We start from the raw sequence: 15,784 nt of genomic DNA, 5'->3' as shown, positions 1-15,784 counted from the left end.
GGCTAAAGAGTTATGGTTTATAATACGTTAAAATATCTCGCTTCCGGATGGGCGAAAACTATGGCGGATACCGATGCTTCCGGCTCCATCATGCATCCGTCTGTCAGTTCGATGCCAATATCCTCCGGTCCGATCAGCTTGAACAGCTTTTCCTGATCGTCGAGATTCGGACAGGCCGGGTAGCCAAAGGAGAAGCGCTGGCCCTGGTATTTGGCGGCGAATCGTTCTTTCATCGTAAAGCTTACCGGATCCGGAAAGCCAAAGCGGTCGCGCATCTGCTGGTGGACCAGTTCCGCCAGTCCTTCTGCGGTTTCGAGGGCCAGGGCCTGAAGCGCATGGCTTTCCAGGAAGCGTCCTTCTTTTTTATAGATGGCTGCGAGCTCCCGGATGCCTCTTCCGGCCGTGACGGCAAAAAGTCCGACATAGTCCATCACGCCGCTATCCGTTGATTTTACATAATCGGATAGACAGAGGTAGGGCTCTTTCTCCTGTCTAGGAAAGTCAAATCTCTCGATAATCTGAGAATGGTCCTCCGGGTGATAGATCAGGAGGGTATTGTCCTCCGACTGGGCCGGGAAAAATTGATAGACTGCTGCAGGGGTGATCAGCTGTTTCTGCTTCGCTTCCGACAACAACTGATCGACGACTGCCTTTACCTGAAGGGTGCGTTCGTCCTTTTCGGCAATCAGGTTGGCAATCTTTCCTTTTACCCCAAGATGATGCCCGATCAGCATCTGCATATTGATATAAGGCTCCACATGCGAAATAGAATAGTTCCGCAGCAAATGACGCTTCGTATCGATTGGCTCAAAGACGCGGACATCACGTGAGACCTTGGAGCGAACCTTTACTGCCGTTGCCACGGCCCCTTGATCAGCGGGAATGACGGGAATGTCGACCAGCTTGCTTTTCTTCTCCTGATGAGCCAGTGTCAGCTCTGCAAGCTCTTCAGGAGAACGAAGTTGGTTGGCAAGAGAGAGGCCATTCATCGCGTCTTTGGCGTATAGTACAAGCCCTTCGTATTCTTTGGAAATTTTATTATCAGTGAATTTCCGAGAGAGTGCGGCGCCTCCGACCATGATCGGGGTCGAGATGCCTGCCTGCTTCATGTCGTGTGCGGTGATGACCATTTGCTGTGCTGATTTTACAAGCAATCCGGATAGGCCGACAATGTCCGGCTTCTCTTTTAGAATTGCTTGAATAAGATCATTCGGTGTGACCTTGATTCCAAGGTCCACTACATCAAATCCGTTATTGCTCAAAATGATGTCGACAAGGTTTTTCCCGATATCATGCACATCCCCTTTGACGGTAGCCAACAGGATCTTCCCTTTGGAGGAGGACGCATCATTCTTCTCCATATGCGGCTCAAGATAGGCAACGGAAGCTTTCATGACCTCTGCGCTTTGGAGCACCTCGGCGACGATCAGCTGGTTATCATTGAAGAGACGTCCTACTTCCTTCATGCCATTCATCAACGGTCCATTGATGATATCGAGTGGAGTAGGATAGGCGGATAGGGCGATCTCCAGGTCCGGAATCAGTCCTTCCTTTGTCCCTTCCACTACGTAATAGGCTAGGCGTTCTTCAAGCGGCATGTCGGGAAGGGTGGACTTCACTTCCTTCTTTTTGCCTCGGTAGAAGTCCGTGAATTCTGCTAACGCTTCGTCTGTTGTCGCAAAGAGCAATCGTTCTGCCATGGCGACTTCCTCTTTGGGAATGGATGCAAAACGCTCGAGCTTTTCCGTATTAACCAGCGCATAGTCCAGTCCTGCCTGTGTACAGTGGTAGAGATACACGGCATTTAGCACCTCGCGTCCGACAGGCGGAAGTCCGAACGACACATTGCTGATGCCAAGGACGGTCAAGCATTGCGGAAAATGTTCCTTGATGAGGCGAATGCCTTCGACTGTTGCATTGGCAGAGCCGATATACTGCTCATCTCCTGTCCCGACAGGAAATACGAGCGGGTCGAATATCAGGTCTGTCGGGGAGACCTTGTACTTGTTGACCAAAAGGTCGTAGGAGCGCTTGGCAATTTCGAGCTTGCGCGCAGCCGTCACTCCCATGCCCACTTCATCGATCGTTCCGACCACAAGCGCTGCGCCATATTTATGGACAAGCGGGATCACCGCTTCAAAGCGTTCTTCGCCGTCTTCAAGATTGATAGAGTTGATGATGGCTTTCCCCTGTGAGTATTTCAACGCTGCTTCAATGACTGCCTCGTCGGTGGAGTCGATGACAAGCGGCGCTTTGACCTTCTTTACAACCTCCTGAACAAAAGCCGTCATATCCTCGAGCTCATCGCGGTCAGGGTCAGCGAGACAGATATCGATGACATGGGCGCCGCCTTTTACCTGAGCCCGTGCAACCTCTGCAGCCTCTTCATATTTCTTTTCTGCAATTAATCTCTTAAACTTGCGGGAGCCGATGACATTCGTTCTTTCCCCGACCATAATCGGTCTGAGGGTCGGGTCGTCATAGATGAAGGATTCAATTCCGGAAACCCGGTGGTTTGATGGAGCTTCCACCTGGCGCGGAGGATAGTCCTTCATTTTTTCAGAAATGGCACGGATATGTTCAGGTGTTGTTCCGCAACAGCCGCCTACGATGTTAAGCCAGCCCTGTTCTGCGAACCCTGCAAGCTTTGCAGCAAGCGATTGCGGCGTTTCATGGTAGTGTCCTTCTTCATCGGGCAGCCCTGCATTCGGATAACAGCTGACCGCGCTTGTTGATAGGCCGGAGAGGGTGCGGATGTGATCCTGCATGAATTCCGGTCCTGTCGCACAGTTTAACCCGACTGCGAGCGGCTTCATATGCTCGACGGAAATGTAAAAGGCATCGATCGCCTGGCCTGCAAGGGTGGTTCCCATCGGTTCGATCGTACCCGATATGATGATGGGGATCTTGCGGCCGGTTGCTTCAAAGGCCTGTTGGATGCCAAGGAACGCACATTTTACATTAAGCAGATCCTGGCTTGTTTCGATTAAAAGACAGTCGGATCCACCGTCAATCAGGCCTCTTGCCTGTTCCGAATAAGCTTTGGTAAGTGCATCAAACGTGGTTCCACCCGTGACACTCAGCGTTTTGGTGGTCGGTCCGATGGAGCCGGCGACAAATCTTGGCCATGCTTCTGTAGAAACCTGGTCTGTAGCTTTCTTGGCAATTTCAGCTCCCAATCTATTAATCTCATAAGCGTGTGCACCGAGGCCATATTCATCGAGAACAAGGTCGGTCCCACCAAACGTATTGGTTTCTATGATATCGGCTCCGGCTTTTAAATATTCGAGATGGATGGTTTCGATGACATCAGGTGCAGTGATATTAAGATACTCATTACAGCCGTCGTATTCCTCGCCGCCGAAATCATCGGCTGTCAGGTTTGCCTGCTGCAGCATCGTTCCCATGGCGCCGTCCATGATGAGGATCTTCTGTTTCATTTGTTGTTCTAATAATGTGAGTGTGTTAGACATTTTGTATCCTCCTTGATGAATGGAACGGTCCATATTTTTTGGCGTAGGTGGCAAGCTCCACCGTCAGCTCGTATCGCATGAATGGAGTGATGAGATAGATGCCGTTGAATAGCTCAAGTGCCGCATCGAGCAGTCCTTTTGCAATGGTCAAACCTTCCAGGCTCGCCTGTTTCGGGTCATCCTTATGCTTGCCCATCGCTTCAAGAATGCCCTTGGTCAGCTTGATGCCGGGAACCTCATGATGAAGGAAATTGGCATTCTGGCTGCTTGTCAGTGGCATGATGCCGATATAGATAGGTGCATCGATATGCCTTGTTGCGTGATAGACCTCCAAAAGCTTCTCTTCGGAAAAGACAGGCTGGCTGATGAAGTAATCCGCGCCGCTCTCGATTTTCTTTTCCAATCGCTCCACCGCTTTATCGATGACCCGGACATTTGGATTGAAGGCTGCCCCGACAGAAAAGCTCGTGCGTTCCCCAAGATCCTTCCCGGAAAGGGATATCCCCTGATTGAACTGTTTGATCATATCGATCAGTCCGAATGACGTCACATCATACACCGAAGATGCACCAGGAAAGTCGCCGACCTTGGTCGGGTCGCCGGTTACAGCAAGTACATCATGGATGCCCAATTGGTGCAATCCCATCAGATGGGATTGAAGGCCGATAAGGTTCCGGTCGCGACAGGTAATGTGAATGAGCGGGCGCAAGCCGATTTCCGACTTCACGATCGATCCAAGCGCCGTGTTGCAGACGCGCGGGGAGGCCAATGAATTATCAGCCAAAGTAATGGCATCGATTCCTGCATCCTTGAGTGCCTGGGCACCCTGCATGAAGCGGTCCGTATTCAGCTTTCTTGGTGGATCGAGCTCCACGATGATCGACTGCTCCTTTTTCGCCTTTTCGAAAAGGGGAGGGGCCGTCTTTTTGGCTGGTGGGGTAATGACAATCTTTCGTTCCCTTGTTTTCACCTGTTTTTCTATTACAGGCGCTGTGTCTTTCAGTGCAGTGGAAAATGCCTCGATATGTGCAGGCGTCGTCCCGCAGCAGCCACCAAGGAGCTGCACCCCCTGATCGCGGAAGGAGAGGGCGGCCTCCGTGAAGTAATCCGCATCACTTTCATAGTGCAGTTTCCCATCCACATAAGAAGGCAAGCTGGCATTCGGATAGGCGGAAAGATAGGCGTGCTTCGGAATCGCGACCTCCTCGAGAGTGGAAAGCATATGATATGGTCCAAGCCGGCAGTTGAGCCCGACGATATCCGCTCCGAGCGTTTCAAGGCGAGTGAGTGCTTCCGAGATGGGCACACGGTTTTGCATGAACCCGACCTCCTGCAAGGAAACCTGGGCGATGATAGGGAGCGTCGTCTCTTTTCTTGCTATAGAAAGGACGGTCTCGAGCTCCTCCAGGTCATAGAAGGTTTCAAGGAGAATGCCATCGACCCCTTCAAGCAGCAGGCAGTAGAGCTGCTCACGGAAGGTGCGCTTGATTTCTTCGATCGGCGTTGCCTGGGGCTTGATGCCTCGGATCCCGCCGATTGTTCCTACCACAAATGCATCGTGCTTGGTGACCGCCTTTCTCGCCAATCGTACAGCTGCGCCATTGATTTCTTTTACCTGATCCTGCAGGCCGTAGCGCTCCAGCTTGTGATAGTTGGCTGCGTACGTATTGGTCTGGATGATATTGGCCCCTGCATTCAGGTAGGCCTGATGGATGTTGTAGATCTGATTGGGCTGGGAGAGGTTCAGTTCCTCAAAACAGCAATCCGAGCCGTAGGAATAGAGGAGGGTTCCCATCGCACCGTCGGCGATCAATATTTTATCCTCTCGTAAGCTATCCAAGATTCCCATGGTATACCCTCCCGTTGACATTTGCTTTTAGAACATTTGTTGCTTGCAATGCTTTTTCAAAATCATGAATCAGGTCCTGCTCATCCTCCAAGCCGACCGATAGACGGAGCAGGGAGTTGGAAATGCCTCGTTTTGCGCGTTCCACTTCCGGCATGGCGGCATGGGACATTTTTGCAGGATAGGAAAGAATCGATTCCACAGCTCCGAGACTTACGGCGAAAACCGGGATTTCCACGTTGGAGACGAAGGTGCGAAGGGCATCTTCATTTTCCAATTCAAAGGAAAGAACGGCGCCTGCGCTTTTGGCTTGCCGGTGCTGCAGCCCGCAGCCTTTATGGGAGACGAGCCCAGGGTAGTAGACCTTTTTTACGAGCGGGTGTTTTTCCAGGTACGCCGCGATTTTGCTTGCCGATTTTACCGATTGTTCCATCCGGACATGCAGGGTTTTCAAGCCCCTGAGGACGAGCCAGGCATCCTGCACACCAAGAATGGCGCCGAATGCATTTTGCAGAAAGCCAAGCTTGTTGGAAAGCTCTTCATCTCGTGCAACCGCAAGCCCAGCCACAACATCGCTATGGCCGGAAAGGAATTTGGTGGCGCTGTGGAGCACAAGGTCTGCGCCAAGCGTGAGTGGCTTCTGAAGCGCCGGTGTCAAAAAGGTATTGTCGACGAAGGTCCATGCACCAATGGATTTTGCGAGCTTTGCAACCGCCTCGATATCCGTCACTTTAAGGAGCGGATTGGATGGGGTCTCGACGTATAGGACCTTTGTATTTGGCAAAATGGCGGCTTCCACTTTTGCTAGATCTGTCATGTCCACGAACGTATATTGAATGCCGTAGCGTGTGAGGACCTCGGAAACCATCCGGTAGGTTCCGCCGTACACATCCTCTGAAATCAGGACATGGTCCCCCTGTGACAGGAGCAGAAAAGCTGTGGAGATGGCTGCCATCCCGGAGGAAAATGCAAATCCCCTCGTTCCTTCTTCAAGGTGGGCAATCGTATCTTCAAGTGCCTCTCGGGTTGGATTCGCCGAGCGTCCGTAATCGTATTTGCCGAATTGGTCGACATCAAACTGATGAAAAGTGGACGCGTGCTGGATAGGTACACTCACCGCGCCAGTCTGCGGATCGACCTTATGCTTGTTGTGTAATAGCTTCGTTTGAAAGGAATGGCTCACGACAGCACCTCCTTTGTGATGGATGCGATCTTGGCAGCTTGCTCGAATGCTCCGTTCAGGTCGTGGATCAGGTCATCACTATCTTCAATCCCGACTGAAAAGCGAAGCAGACGGTTGCATACTCCCGTGCTTAATCGGATTTCCTCCGGGATATCGGCATGCGTCTGTGTGGCAGGGTAGGTGATGAAGCTTTCCACACCGCCCAAGCTTTCAGCGAAGGTAATGAGATTGAGATTCTGAAGAAATGGGTTTACCCACGATTCTTCTTTGATGCGGAATGAAAGCATCCCTCCTTTTCCTGGATATAGCACATCGGTAACCGCTCCGTGCTGTTTCAGGAAGTCCGCTATTTTGGCTGCGTTCTGTTGATGCCGTTCCATCCGGAGGGCGAGCGTCTTCATGCCGCGGATGAGCAGCCAGGAATCGAACGGACTGAGCACAGCGCCTGCCGCATTGTGATAGAGAGCAAGTGAGTCACACAGCTCACGTCCTTTTGCCACAATCAGTCCTGCAAGCACATCGTTATGTCCACCAAGATACTTGGTTGCACTATGCACCACAATATCTGCGCCAAGCTCGATCGGCTTTAAGAGAATGGGAGTATAAAACGTATTGTCACAGATCAATAGCAGCCCATGCGCTTTCGATATGCGTGCCACTGCCTCTATATCCGTTTCCACCATCAGGGGATTGGTAGGGGATTCTATAAAAATGGCTTTTGTTTGCGGGGTGATGGCCTCTTCAATGCAAGATAGATCACTAGTATCCACATACTTGCAACACAGCCCCCATTTTTTATAGCCCTCTTCAAACAAACGATATGTCCCACCGTATAGGTCCTTGCAGACAATCAGCTCATCGCCGGATTGGAAAAGGGAAAGTACGGTCAGGATTGCTGCCATACCGGAACTGCACGCATAGCCTTGATCGCCATGCTCAAGGTCCGCGATTGCCTGCTCGAGCAATTGGCGGGTCGGGTTTCCGGTACGTACATAATCGTAGCCTGATGACTGGCCGATCCCTTCATGACGGTAAGCGGTCGAGAAATAGACCGGGGGATTCACGGTGCCTGTGGCCGTTTCACTGCGATTGCCAATTTGCGCTAGCTTCGTTTCTGTTTTATACATAAAAATATCCTCCTCTATGGTAAGTGGACAACGTTCATCACCAGAGAGGAGGACAGGGACTTTTTTTGGGGGAATATAAAAAAGCCTTCTGTAAGAAGAAGACTTTTGCAAAAAAGTTCATTCTTCTCATCTGTACAGGTTTTAAATGAAAACCTGCTGGAATTAGCACCTTTTCAGTCGTCTGTGGAGACGCTGCTGGTTGCTGAGGTGTCTACGGGCCATTTCCCTCGACCTCTCTGGATAAGAAAGTTCACTATGAAATTTACGAATCATTTTGATTATTTAACTAATTTACAACAGGTGAGAGTGGAATGCAATGTTTTTTTCTCGATTAAATTATTTTTATGCTGGGGGTGGGGGGAATAGACATGAATTGTTGGGTGATGGTATCATTTTTGATTAACCGATGCCGATTCTTCTTTTAAATAGATCACAAAAGGTAGAAAAGCATGCTGTGAGGGAGATTTTCTTGTGATGGGTAGTGAATAGAGCTGGTTTAAGGCCCTGTTTTCTGCTGATTCTAACAAATTGTTCTCTCATTCTAACAAAACTAGAGAACGTTCTAACAAAATTAGATAACATTCTTACAAATTGGTCCGTCATTCTAACAAATCACCACATCATTCTAACAAATCTATTTTCTGCCCAACTTTGTATGCCTGGAAAAGATTTATTCCTCTCCTTTTCGGGAACAGACAAATTGTCATAAAAAGGTCAATCTCCAGACGGGCATACTGAATCAGGATGCATTATAATAAACATAGTATGTGAAATGTTTCACGAACTTAATTTTAAACTAACTAACCTTAACATATACGCCAATCTAAAAGGAGAAGTGGCAAACGATGAATGATCTGAAAACGATAGCAAAGGCACAACGGAATACTAGAGCGGTGCTGATTTTTCTGGCTGTTCTGTCGGGGTTCACTGTCATTGGGCAGGCTTACTTTTTCGTGACGATAGTAGATCGCATCTTCCTGAAAGGCCATACTTTCCAGGAGATCATCCCATTCCTCGGTGGACTTTTGGCTGTCATGGCGGCAAGAGCCTTGCTCACCTATCTGAACGGGGTGGCTGGTGTGAAGATGGCATCAAAGGTAAAACGGGATTTCCGGCATGCACTTTTAAATAAATTTTCTAAAAGCCCGATTTCTGCTTCCTTGAAGGGTCAGTCGGGGCAGAAGGTAAGCGTGATGATGGATGCGGTGGATGAGATAGATCCCTATTTCAGCCGCTATATTCCGCAAATGATCCAGTCATCTGTAGTGCCGATCATGATTCTGATTGCGATTTTCACGCAGCATATGAATTCGGGATGGATCATTATTGTCACAGCACCATTCATCCCCATATTTATGATTGTAGTGGGGCTTAAAACGAAGAAGAAATCCGAAGAACAGATGGATAAGCTTGCTGCGTTCTCCGGAAGGTTTCTTGATACGCTGCAAGGCTTGACCACTTTGAAGCTGTTCGGCAGGTCACAAAGGCAAAAGGAAACCATCCGTGACAGCAGCCTTTCTTTCCGTGAAGCGACAATGGAAGTGCTGAAGATTGCGTTTCTTTCTTCACTTATGCTAGAGCTGATTTCGATGCTTGCAATTGGACTTATCGCATTGGAAATTGGTCTGCAAATGGTCGTTTTTAAAAATATGACATTCTTTCCGGCGTTCTTCGTTCTGGTGCTGGCACCTGAATTCTACTTGTACCTGAAGGATCTAGGGAGTGCGTTCCATACAGGGCGTGGCAGCATGGGAGCAGCGAAAAAGGTGACAGACGAGCTGGCGGTGGAGGAAGAGCCGATCGAATGGGGCAGCGGAGAGCTGGCCAACCCGGAATTGCCTCCAGTCATCGAACTGAAAAACATCGGTTTCAGTTATGCGCCAACCGGCTTCACCCTGAAAAACATACAAACTCAAATCCCTGCTTATGGACAAATCGCCATTGTCGGGAGAAGCGGGGCTGGGAAATCCACGCTGCTTAATCTGATGGCTGGACTGATCCCCCCGACTATAGGGGAAGTGCGGGTAGACGGTCAACCGTTATATAGCTACAGGGAATCAGAATGGTTCGATCAGCTCAGCTACATCTCACAGAACCCGTATCTTTTTTCCGGAACGATTGCCGAAAACATCGCCATTGGTGGAAAAGCTGACGCTACTCGCGAGGAAATGGAGCACGCGGCGAAAAAGGCGGGCATTCTTCCACTAATCCAATCACTGGAGCATGGATTCGATACATTAATCGGGGAAGCAGGTAGAGGCCTTTCAGGAGGCGAAAAGCAGCGGCTTGCCTTGGCGAGGGCTTTCCTGAAGAGGCCGAATATCATTCTTTTCGATGAACCGACGACAGGTTTGGATTTGCAGACGGAGCGGATTTTGCAGAGGTCGATGGAGGAATTGGCGAAGACGTCGACCGTCATCACAGTGGCGCATCGTCTGCACACGATAAAAAAAGCGGATAAAATCCTTTTGTTGGAAGGTGGGGAGCTGATCGCCGAGGGTACTCATGAAGCGCTTCTCAGCTCAGTTCCCGCTTACAGGCAAATGGTTTCCGTACAGCAGGGAGGTGGAGCGGAATGAAAGATTTAGCGATCGTGATAAAGCTGATGATGATAGAGAAGAAGGATATTTTCCTTTCCATCTTGCTTGGATTCACAGCAGGAATTGCGGCGGTGGGGCTTTTCGCATCAAGCGGATACTTGATTTCAAAAGCGGCGCTCATGCCTCCGATCTACGCGCTGACCGTCATGATAGCCCTCTTGAAGCTGTTTGGCTTTGCACGCGCGCTTAGCCGATATGGGGAACGGTATTTTTCCCACCGTGCGACGTTTACGATTCTTAGCAACCTGAGGGTTTCTTTTTACGAGAAGCTGGAGCCCCTTGCACCGGGGATCTTTCAAAAATACCGGAGCGGCGACCTGCTTTCAAGAATCGTCGGAGACGTGGAAAGCCTGCAGAATTTCTTTTTGCGCATCTTCTATCCGCCGATTGTGCTGGTCATCGTATTTTTAAGTACGATTTTCTTTCTCTCGTTCTATTCGGTTTACATTGCACTCGTGATCTTTTTGGGACTGCTGTTAACAGGGTTTGTTGTCCCGGCGATTTTCGCGTGGAAGCAGCGCAAGGTACTAAGCAGGGTGAGGGAAGAGCGTGGAGAGCTTTCAACGGAAGTAACGGAGCTGCTTTATGGTTTCCGTGATTTGAAAATTTACCAGAAACTTACCGGAAAAGAGGAGCAGCTCGTGAAGGCGGCCGATTCCTATCTGAAGGAGCAGGAGCGCGAAGGTGTGCAGGCGATGTTCAATCAATCGGTGAACTCCTTTGCTTCACTTTTTGTATCCTGGATGGTGCTGGCGCTTGGGGCATTTTTAGTGGTGAAAGGCGATTTGAACGGTTTGTTCCTTGCGATGCTCGTGATGATCTCGTTGACCGTATTTGAAAATGCCACTCCGATGGCGGTGTTCCCGAACCATCTGGAGGACAGCCGCAGGGCAGCCGCGAGATTGTATTCGGTGGTGAAGGATGAGAACAAGGTGAACGGTGAGGAGCCTGTTGAGATGCTTCCGATTGGCGAAGCACTGGATGTGGAGCTTGAGAAGGTCAGCTTTACTTTTCCCGACGAGCAGCGGGTTACATTGAATGAAATCAGCTTGAGCTTGCCTGCCGGATCCAAAACAGCGATTGTCGGCCCGAGCGGTTCTGGTAAATCGACCGTTCTGCAACTGCTGCTGAAAATCCAGGAGGCGGACACCGGATCGGTTCGTATGGGTGGTATCCCGATTTCACAGATGGTACAGGAAAATCTTTGGGAGAACACGAATGTTGTCCTGCAGGAGAATCACTTTTTCTACGGCAGCATCAGGGATAATCTGATGCTTGCGGGGGAGGAGCTGGAGGACTGGTCAATGCTGACAGCTCTTGCGAAAGTCCGGCTCGACCACTTCTCGTTGGATGATAGGGTGCTGGAAAAAGGAGAAAACCTCTCAGGAGGCGAAAAGCAGCGTTTGGCCATTGCACGCGCTATGCTGAAGGGCGGCAGGTTATGGCTCTTGGATGAGCCGACCTCATCTGTCGATGTGTTGACGGAAAAAATGATTTTTGACCATCTATTTGAGCAGGCGAAGGAGGATACGATCGTTCTGGTGAGCCACCGTTTGACCGGCTTGGAAAAAATGGACCAGATCATCGTGATGGAACAGGGACGCATCGTGGAATCGGGAAGCTTTGCCGAGTTGATGGGACGAAAAGGGTACTTTTATGAAATGAAACAGATAGAGAAGAGCGTGTTTATGTGACTTTTGTGGAGATCGCCCCGATTTTGGAGTGGGGCGGTCTCTTTTTGCGTTTTTAAGCTGAGGGTATTAGGGTTCGTCGCTGTGCTGTGGGAGTCTATCGAACTTTTTTTGAGGTCTATAGGACAATTTTGAACTTCTATCGAACTAATTTAGCTATCCTATCGAACATTTTTCACGTTCTATCGGACTTTTTCGAATTACTGGTTCAAGCTGATCCGCGCATTTCGAAGACCGGACCGGCAAACAAAAAGCAGCCAACTCCACCGAGTTGCCTGCTCCCCAAAATTAATCCTAGTCATCCCACTCTACATAAAGCATTTTCCCTGTCACGGCATCCACATAAACGGTCACGTCATCATCGTCGTCTCCGTTTTTCTTGCCTGTGTCAATCTCCACTTCGTATACGTGGGATCCGTTTTCCCGGTCAAGCTCTACACCTTCAACAGTACCTTTTACTTCTTTTAGCGCAACCTCTTCTGCCTTCTCCAAAGTGATCAACGTTACATCTTTATTTTCTGTAGAAGCTTCTTTATGACGGCTGCTGTCGTCATCGCGGTTTTCCTTTTTCTCTTTTAAAATTTCGCCATTCTCCTGGGAGATTTTGAAATCATATTCAAACTGGTCGTCTTCCACTTCGATTTCATACACATAGCGGCCGTTTTCACGGTCCTTCTCCGCTTCTGTAATGACGCCGTTCTTTACTTTTGCCAATGCGATCTTGGATGCTTCATCGAGAGTGATTCCCTTCTGCTCTGTTTCTGCGTTTTCCACCTGCTGAAGGTTCTGCTCCTTGTTATCCTTCTTCAAAACCTCTGCTCCAACACTGACTCCGCCGATCAGGACGGCCCCTGCCATGACTGCTGTGAAAATTTTCATTATATTTTCCTCCTTTAATTTCTCTAACTGTAACTTGCTACACTTACACTATAGCCAGCGAACATTAATAGAAAAGGAGTGGAACATTAAAATATTTTAATGAAAGCAAAAAGGAACGTCGGCAAGCGCGCAACAATTAAGCAGGGCTTGCCTGACAGTCCTAATTTTAGTCCCAAGTCAACGAATGAATCTCTCCGGTATAGGCATTAATGATGACAAGTGCCTCCGTTTCTTCGTCCACTTCGATTTCCACTTCGTAGATCTTGATGCCATTTTCCTCGTCCAGCTCGATGTCGTCCACTTTCCCTGAAACCTCCTGCAACGCGATTTCCATGGCCTGCTGCGAAGTTAACATCGTAGGGGGAGGTGCTTCTTCAGATGGCGGAGTTTCTGCTGGTGGATCGGCCGGTTTTGGTTCATCGCCAGCAGGAGGCGTAGCATCATCATTTGCTTGCAGGCGCTTCAAGGAGGTAACCTCCCGGGATTCTCCGTCTATGACGATCTGGTACACCCCTTTTTCATTTTCAATCATGACAACATACTCAGTGCCCATAACAGAAATCGACTGGATGCTACTGTCTTCATATTGCGTCTCAACCAACTCCTGGATTTCCTCTTCTGAAGCAAGCGCTGCGGTCTCCTTGAAAAAGAGGAAGTAGACGGAGGTTGCGCCAGCTAACACAAACAATAGAACTGCAAGCAATATCCATTTACTTTTCATCTATTTCTGCCTTCCTTTCCCCTTGTTTAGGAAGCGTGACCGTCACCGTCGTACCGATTCCCTCCGTACTGTCGAGGGAGATGCTGCCCTTGTGCTCCTCGACTATTTTTTTGGCAATGGACAGTCCAAGTCCCGCCCCGCCTGTCTCGCGGGTACGTGCTTTATCCACCCGGTAGAAGCGGTCGAAAATCTTATCCTTGTCTTCCTGTGGAATTCCGACGCCCCTATCCTGTACGGAAAAAGAGCAGGTTCCCGACGTTTCGTTCAATGTCAACGTGATGCTGTCCCCACTATATTTTCGGGCATTGTCCAGTAAAATATAGACCACTTGCTTTATCTTGTTTTCATCTGCCCATAGGCGAAAGTCTGAACCAATGGTAATAATTTCGATATCACGTTGGAAGGTGACTCTCATATGCTTAGCGGCATTTTCGCATATCTGCAAAAGATCGAGCTCGTTCTTTTCAAGCGCCAATCTCGAATCGGCATTCGCGAGCTCCAGCATCTGCTCGGTCATCTCCTTCATCCGCACCGCCTCGGAATAGATCGCATTAACCGATTCCTCAAGAAGCTCAGGCTTTCGCATTCCCCAGCGCTTCAGCATGCTGGCATAGCTTTCAATGACCGTCAGTGGCGTCTTCAGTTCATGGGAAGCATCGGAAACAAACCTTTGCTGCTTTTGATAGTTCTTTTCCAGAAGATCGATCATCTGGTTGAAGGTCAGTCCCATTGTATAGAGCTCATCCTTGGAGGAGGAGGTCAGCTCGATTTTCTGGTAGTCCCCGGTGGATTGGATCTGCTTCATGGTGCTGGTAAGTGCATGGATCGGTGTCAAAATCAACCTGCTGAGCATGTTCCCAAAGAACAATGCAGGTAATAGGACAAATAGTGATGCCAGGGAAAGTACAATCAGCAAAGTCCGCAGCGTATTCTGCGATTCCTCGAGACTTTCCGTCACCTCGAGCATCACGATGGTGCCATCCGTCCATATGATAGGAATCGATACAACGGCATAGGCAATATCGTCGAACCTGCGGATTTCCATGGATTGCTGGCTTTGAAATTTGGTGGGCAATTGCCTCATATAGGCTTTGCGCGAGGTGGCGAAGACGGATTTGGTATCTTCGTCGATCACCCGGATCATGCCGTTTGCCGGAAGATAGGCACGCAGCAGATTGTCGAGATTATCATCCACCGCTATCGCATCGTTGACCTCTTTTACCACCGTTTTGGTATGCTCGGTCACACGGCTGACTTCATTGTCAAAAATGATTTTTTGAAAAAGGAAATAGATAGCCCCGTTAATTAAAAGGAGCATGATGACGAGCCAGACGCTCGAAAACAGGAGGATTTTACTTTTTATCTTCATCCTTCTACTCCTTTAGGCGATACCCGACACCGCGGATGGTCTGAAGTGAGTCAGTGACGGGCAGTTTTTTCCGAAGATGCCTCACATACACATCTACTATATTGGTGTCGCCATAATAGTCGAAGCCCCATACCTTTGTAAGGATCTGCTCCCGGTTCAGGGCCTGGCCCTTATTCTGGATAAAAAAGGCGAACAGCTCAAATTCCTTTGGGGTCAGGTCGATCTGTTCGTCCAGATGTTTCACTTCTCTCGTCTTTTCATTAACGGAAAGGTCATGAAACGTGAGGATGTCGCTAGTATCCGGTCGGGCACTCACCGTACGGATGGTCGCCCGGACCCTTGCAAGCAGCTCCTCGATTTCAAATGGTTTCGTCATATAATCGTTCGCACCCAGGTCCAGTCCGCTGACTTTGTCCGGAATGGAATTTCTCGCTGTCAGCAGGATGACCGGCGTGGTGGAGCCGGTGGCACGTATCCGGCGCAAGACCTCCATGCCGCTAAGCTCAGGGAGCATGACATCAAGGAGGACAAGGTCCCAACTGCCTTCTTTGAATTTTTCCAGTCCGCTTAAGCCGGTAAAGGCAGCATCCGTTTCGTAGCCTTCATGCTCCAGTTCAAGCTGAAGAACCCGCGCAATTTTCTTTTCATCTTCCACAATCAATATTTTGGTCATCGCTATTTCTCCTGTTCTGTAAAAATAGGATCCGTTTGTATTCTTTATAACATAAATTATCGCTGTATTCCTAGAAAGTGTCGTTGACGACAGATGATAGGAAGTAGTATATTAGGAGTAATTGAAAATCATTCTCATTAGTGTCTCGAAGAAAATAATACTAGATTATGAGATTTACAGGTACACTATAGAAAAATACTACATAGAAAAAAGGAGGGAAAA

At 49.1% G+C, this 15,784-nt stretch carries 10 protein-coding genes and 1 riboswitch; of the genes, 2 read left to right on the top strand and 8 right to left on the bottom strand.

From position 1 onward, the window contains the following. Positions 1–17 precede the first annotated feature (17 nt). The 4 genes from metH to ACFVAD_RS16820 are packed head-to-tail and all read right to left on the bottom strand — an operon-like array spanning position 18 to position 7,629. Positions 18–3,473 carry a methionine synthase gene (gene metH / locus ACFVAD_RS16835; RefSeq protein ID WP_386642547.1) on the bottom strand — a complete coding sequence of 1,152 codons (3,456 nt, stop codon included), beginning with the start codon at positions 3,471–3,473 and terminating at the stop codon, positions 18–20. Continuing rightward, entirely contained in the window at positions 3,466–5,322 is a 1,857-nt protein-coding gene (locus ACFVAD_RS16830) for a bifunctional homocysteine S-methyltransferase/methylenetetrahydrofolate reductase (RefSeq protein WP_386642544.1), read from the bottom strand. Before ACFVAD_RS16830 ends, metH begins: the two co-directional genes overlap by 8 nt. After that, a complete protein-coding gene (gene metC / locus ACFVAD_RS16825; protein ID WP_386642541.1) occupies positions 5,306–6,502 on the bottom strand; it encodes a cystathionine beta-lyase in 1,197 nt (398 codons plus the stop codon). The genes ACFVAD_RS16830 and metC overlap by 17 nt, the downstream gene beginning before the upstream one ends. Then, complete coding sequence (locus tag ACFVAD_RS16820; protein ID WP_386642539.1) at positions 6,499–7,629, bottom strand: methionine biosynthesis PLP-dependent protein; 1,131 nt, start codon at positions 7,627–7,629, stop codon at positions 6,499–6,501. Before ACFVAD_RS16820 ends, metC begins: the two co-directional genes overlap by 4 nt. 123 nt (positions 7,630–7,752) lie before the next feature. Continuing rightward, positions 7,753–7,876, bottom strand: a riboswitch (SAM riboswitch). Between the two features lie 598 nt (positions 7,877–8,474). Between ACFVAD_RS16820 and cydD the strand changes: the two genes are divergently transcribed. Then, the gene (gene cydD / locus ACFVAD_RS16815; protein WP_386642536.1) at positions 8,475–10,208 is read left to right on the top strand and encodes a thiol reductant ABC exporter subunit CydD; all 1,734 of its coding nucleotides are present in this window, start codon (positions 8,475–8,477) and stop codon (positions 10,206–10,208) included. After that, positions 10,205–11,923: a thiol reductant ABC exporter subunit CydC gene (gene cydC / locus ACFVAD_RS16810; RefSeq protein WP_386642533.1), complete on the top strand. Its 1,719-nt coding sequence runs from the start codon at positions 10,205–10,207 to the stop codon at positions 11,921–11,923. The genes cydD and cydC overlap by 4 nt, the downstream gene beginning before the upstream one ends. A gap of 291 nt (positions 11,924–12,214) precedes the next feature. Here the strand turns inward: cydC and ACFVAD_RS16805 are convergent, their stop codons facing one another. From ACFVAD_RS16805 to ACFVAD_RS16790, 4 genes are all read right to left on the bottom strand, one after another. Beyond that, positions 12,215–12,799: a PepSY domain-containing protein gene (locus ACFVAD_RS16805; RefSeq protein WP_386642530.1), complete on the bottom strand. Its 585-nt coding sequence runs from the start codon at positions 12,797–12,799 to the stop codon at positions 12,215–12,217. 166 nt (positions 12,800–12,965) lie between these two features. After that, positions 12,966–13,520 (bottom strand): PepSY domain-containing protein, encoded by a 555-nt coding sequence (locus ACFVAD_RS16800; protein WP_386642527.1) that lies wholly within the window; start codon positions 13,518–13,520, stop codon positions 12,966–12,968. Further along, positions 13,510–14,889, bottom strand: coding sequence for a HAMP domain-containing sensor histidine kinase (locus ACFVAD_RS16795; protein ID WP_386642524.1), 1,380 nt, complete (start codon positions 14,887–14,889; stop codon positions 13,510–13,512). The genes ACFVAD_RS16800 and ACFVAD_RS16795 overlap by 11 nt, the downstream gene beginning before the upstream one ends. A gap of 4 nt (positions 14,890–14,893) precedes the next feature. Beyond that, entirely contained in the window at positions 14,894–15,562 is a 669-nt protein-coding gene (locus tag ACFVAD_RS16790) for a response regulator transcription factor (RefSeq protein ID WP_386642521.1), read from the bottom strand. Positions 15,563–15,784 lie beyond the last annotated feature (222 nt).

Source organism: Sutcliffiella sp. NPDC057660, from assembly GCF_042800035.1.
Lineage (GTDB): Bacteria > Bacillota > Bacilli > Bacillales > Bacillaceae_I > Sutcliffiella_A.
This window is presented reverse-complemented; position numbering and strand designations above follow the sequence as displayed.

Bases quoted from the DNA above. Each gene is read 5' to 3' on its own strand.
- metH (WP_386642547.1), bottom strand. From the start codon at position 3,473: ATGTCTAACACACTCACATTATTAGAACAACAAATGAAACAGAAGATC.
- ACFVAD_RS16830 (WP_386642544.1), bottom strand. From the start codon at position 5,322: ATGGGAATCTTGGATAGCTTACGAGAGGATAAAATATTGATCGCCGAC.
- ACFVAD_RS16820 (WP_386642539.1), bottom strand. From the start codon at position 7,629: ATGTATAAAACAGAAACGAAGCTAGCGCAAATTGGCAATCGCAGTGAA.
- cydD (WP_386642536.1), top strand. From the start codon at position 8,475: ATGAATGATCTGAAAACGATAGCAAAGGCACAACGGAATACTAGAGCG.
- cydC (WP_386642533.1), top strand. From the start codon at position 10,205: ATGAAAGATTTAGCGATCGTGATAAAGCTGATGATGATAGAGAAGAAG.
- ACFVAD_RS16805 (WP_386642530.1), bottom strand. From the start codon at position 12,799: ATGAAAATTTTCACAGCAGTCATGGCAGGGGCCGTCCTGATCGGCGGA.
- ACFVAD_RS16800 (WP_386642527.1), bottom strand. From the start codon at position 13,520: ATGAAAAGTAAATGGATATTGCTTGCAGTTCTATTGTTTGTGTTAGCT.
- ACFVAD_RS16795 (WP_386642524.1), bottom strand. From the start codon at position 14,889: ATGAAGATAAAAAGTAAAATCCTCCTGTTTTCGAGCGTCTGGCTCGTC.
- ACFVAD_RS16790 (WP_386642521.1), bottom strand. From the start codon at position 15,562: ATGACCAAAATATTGATTGTGGAAGATGAAAAGAAAATTGCGCGGGTT.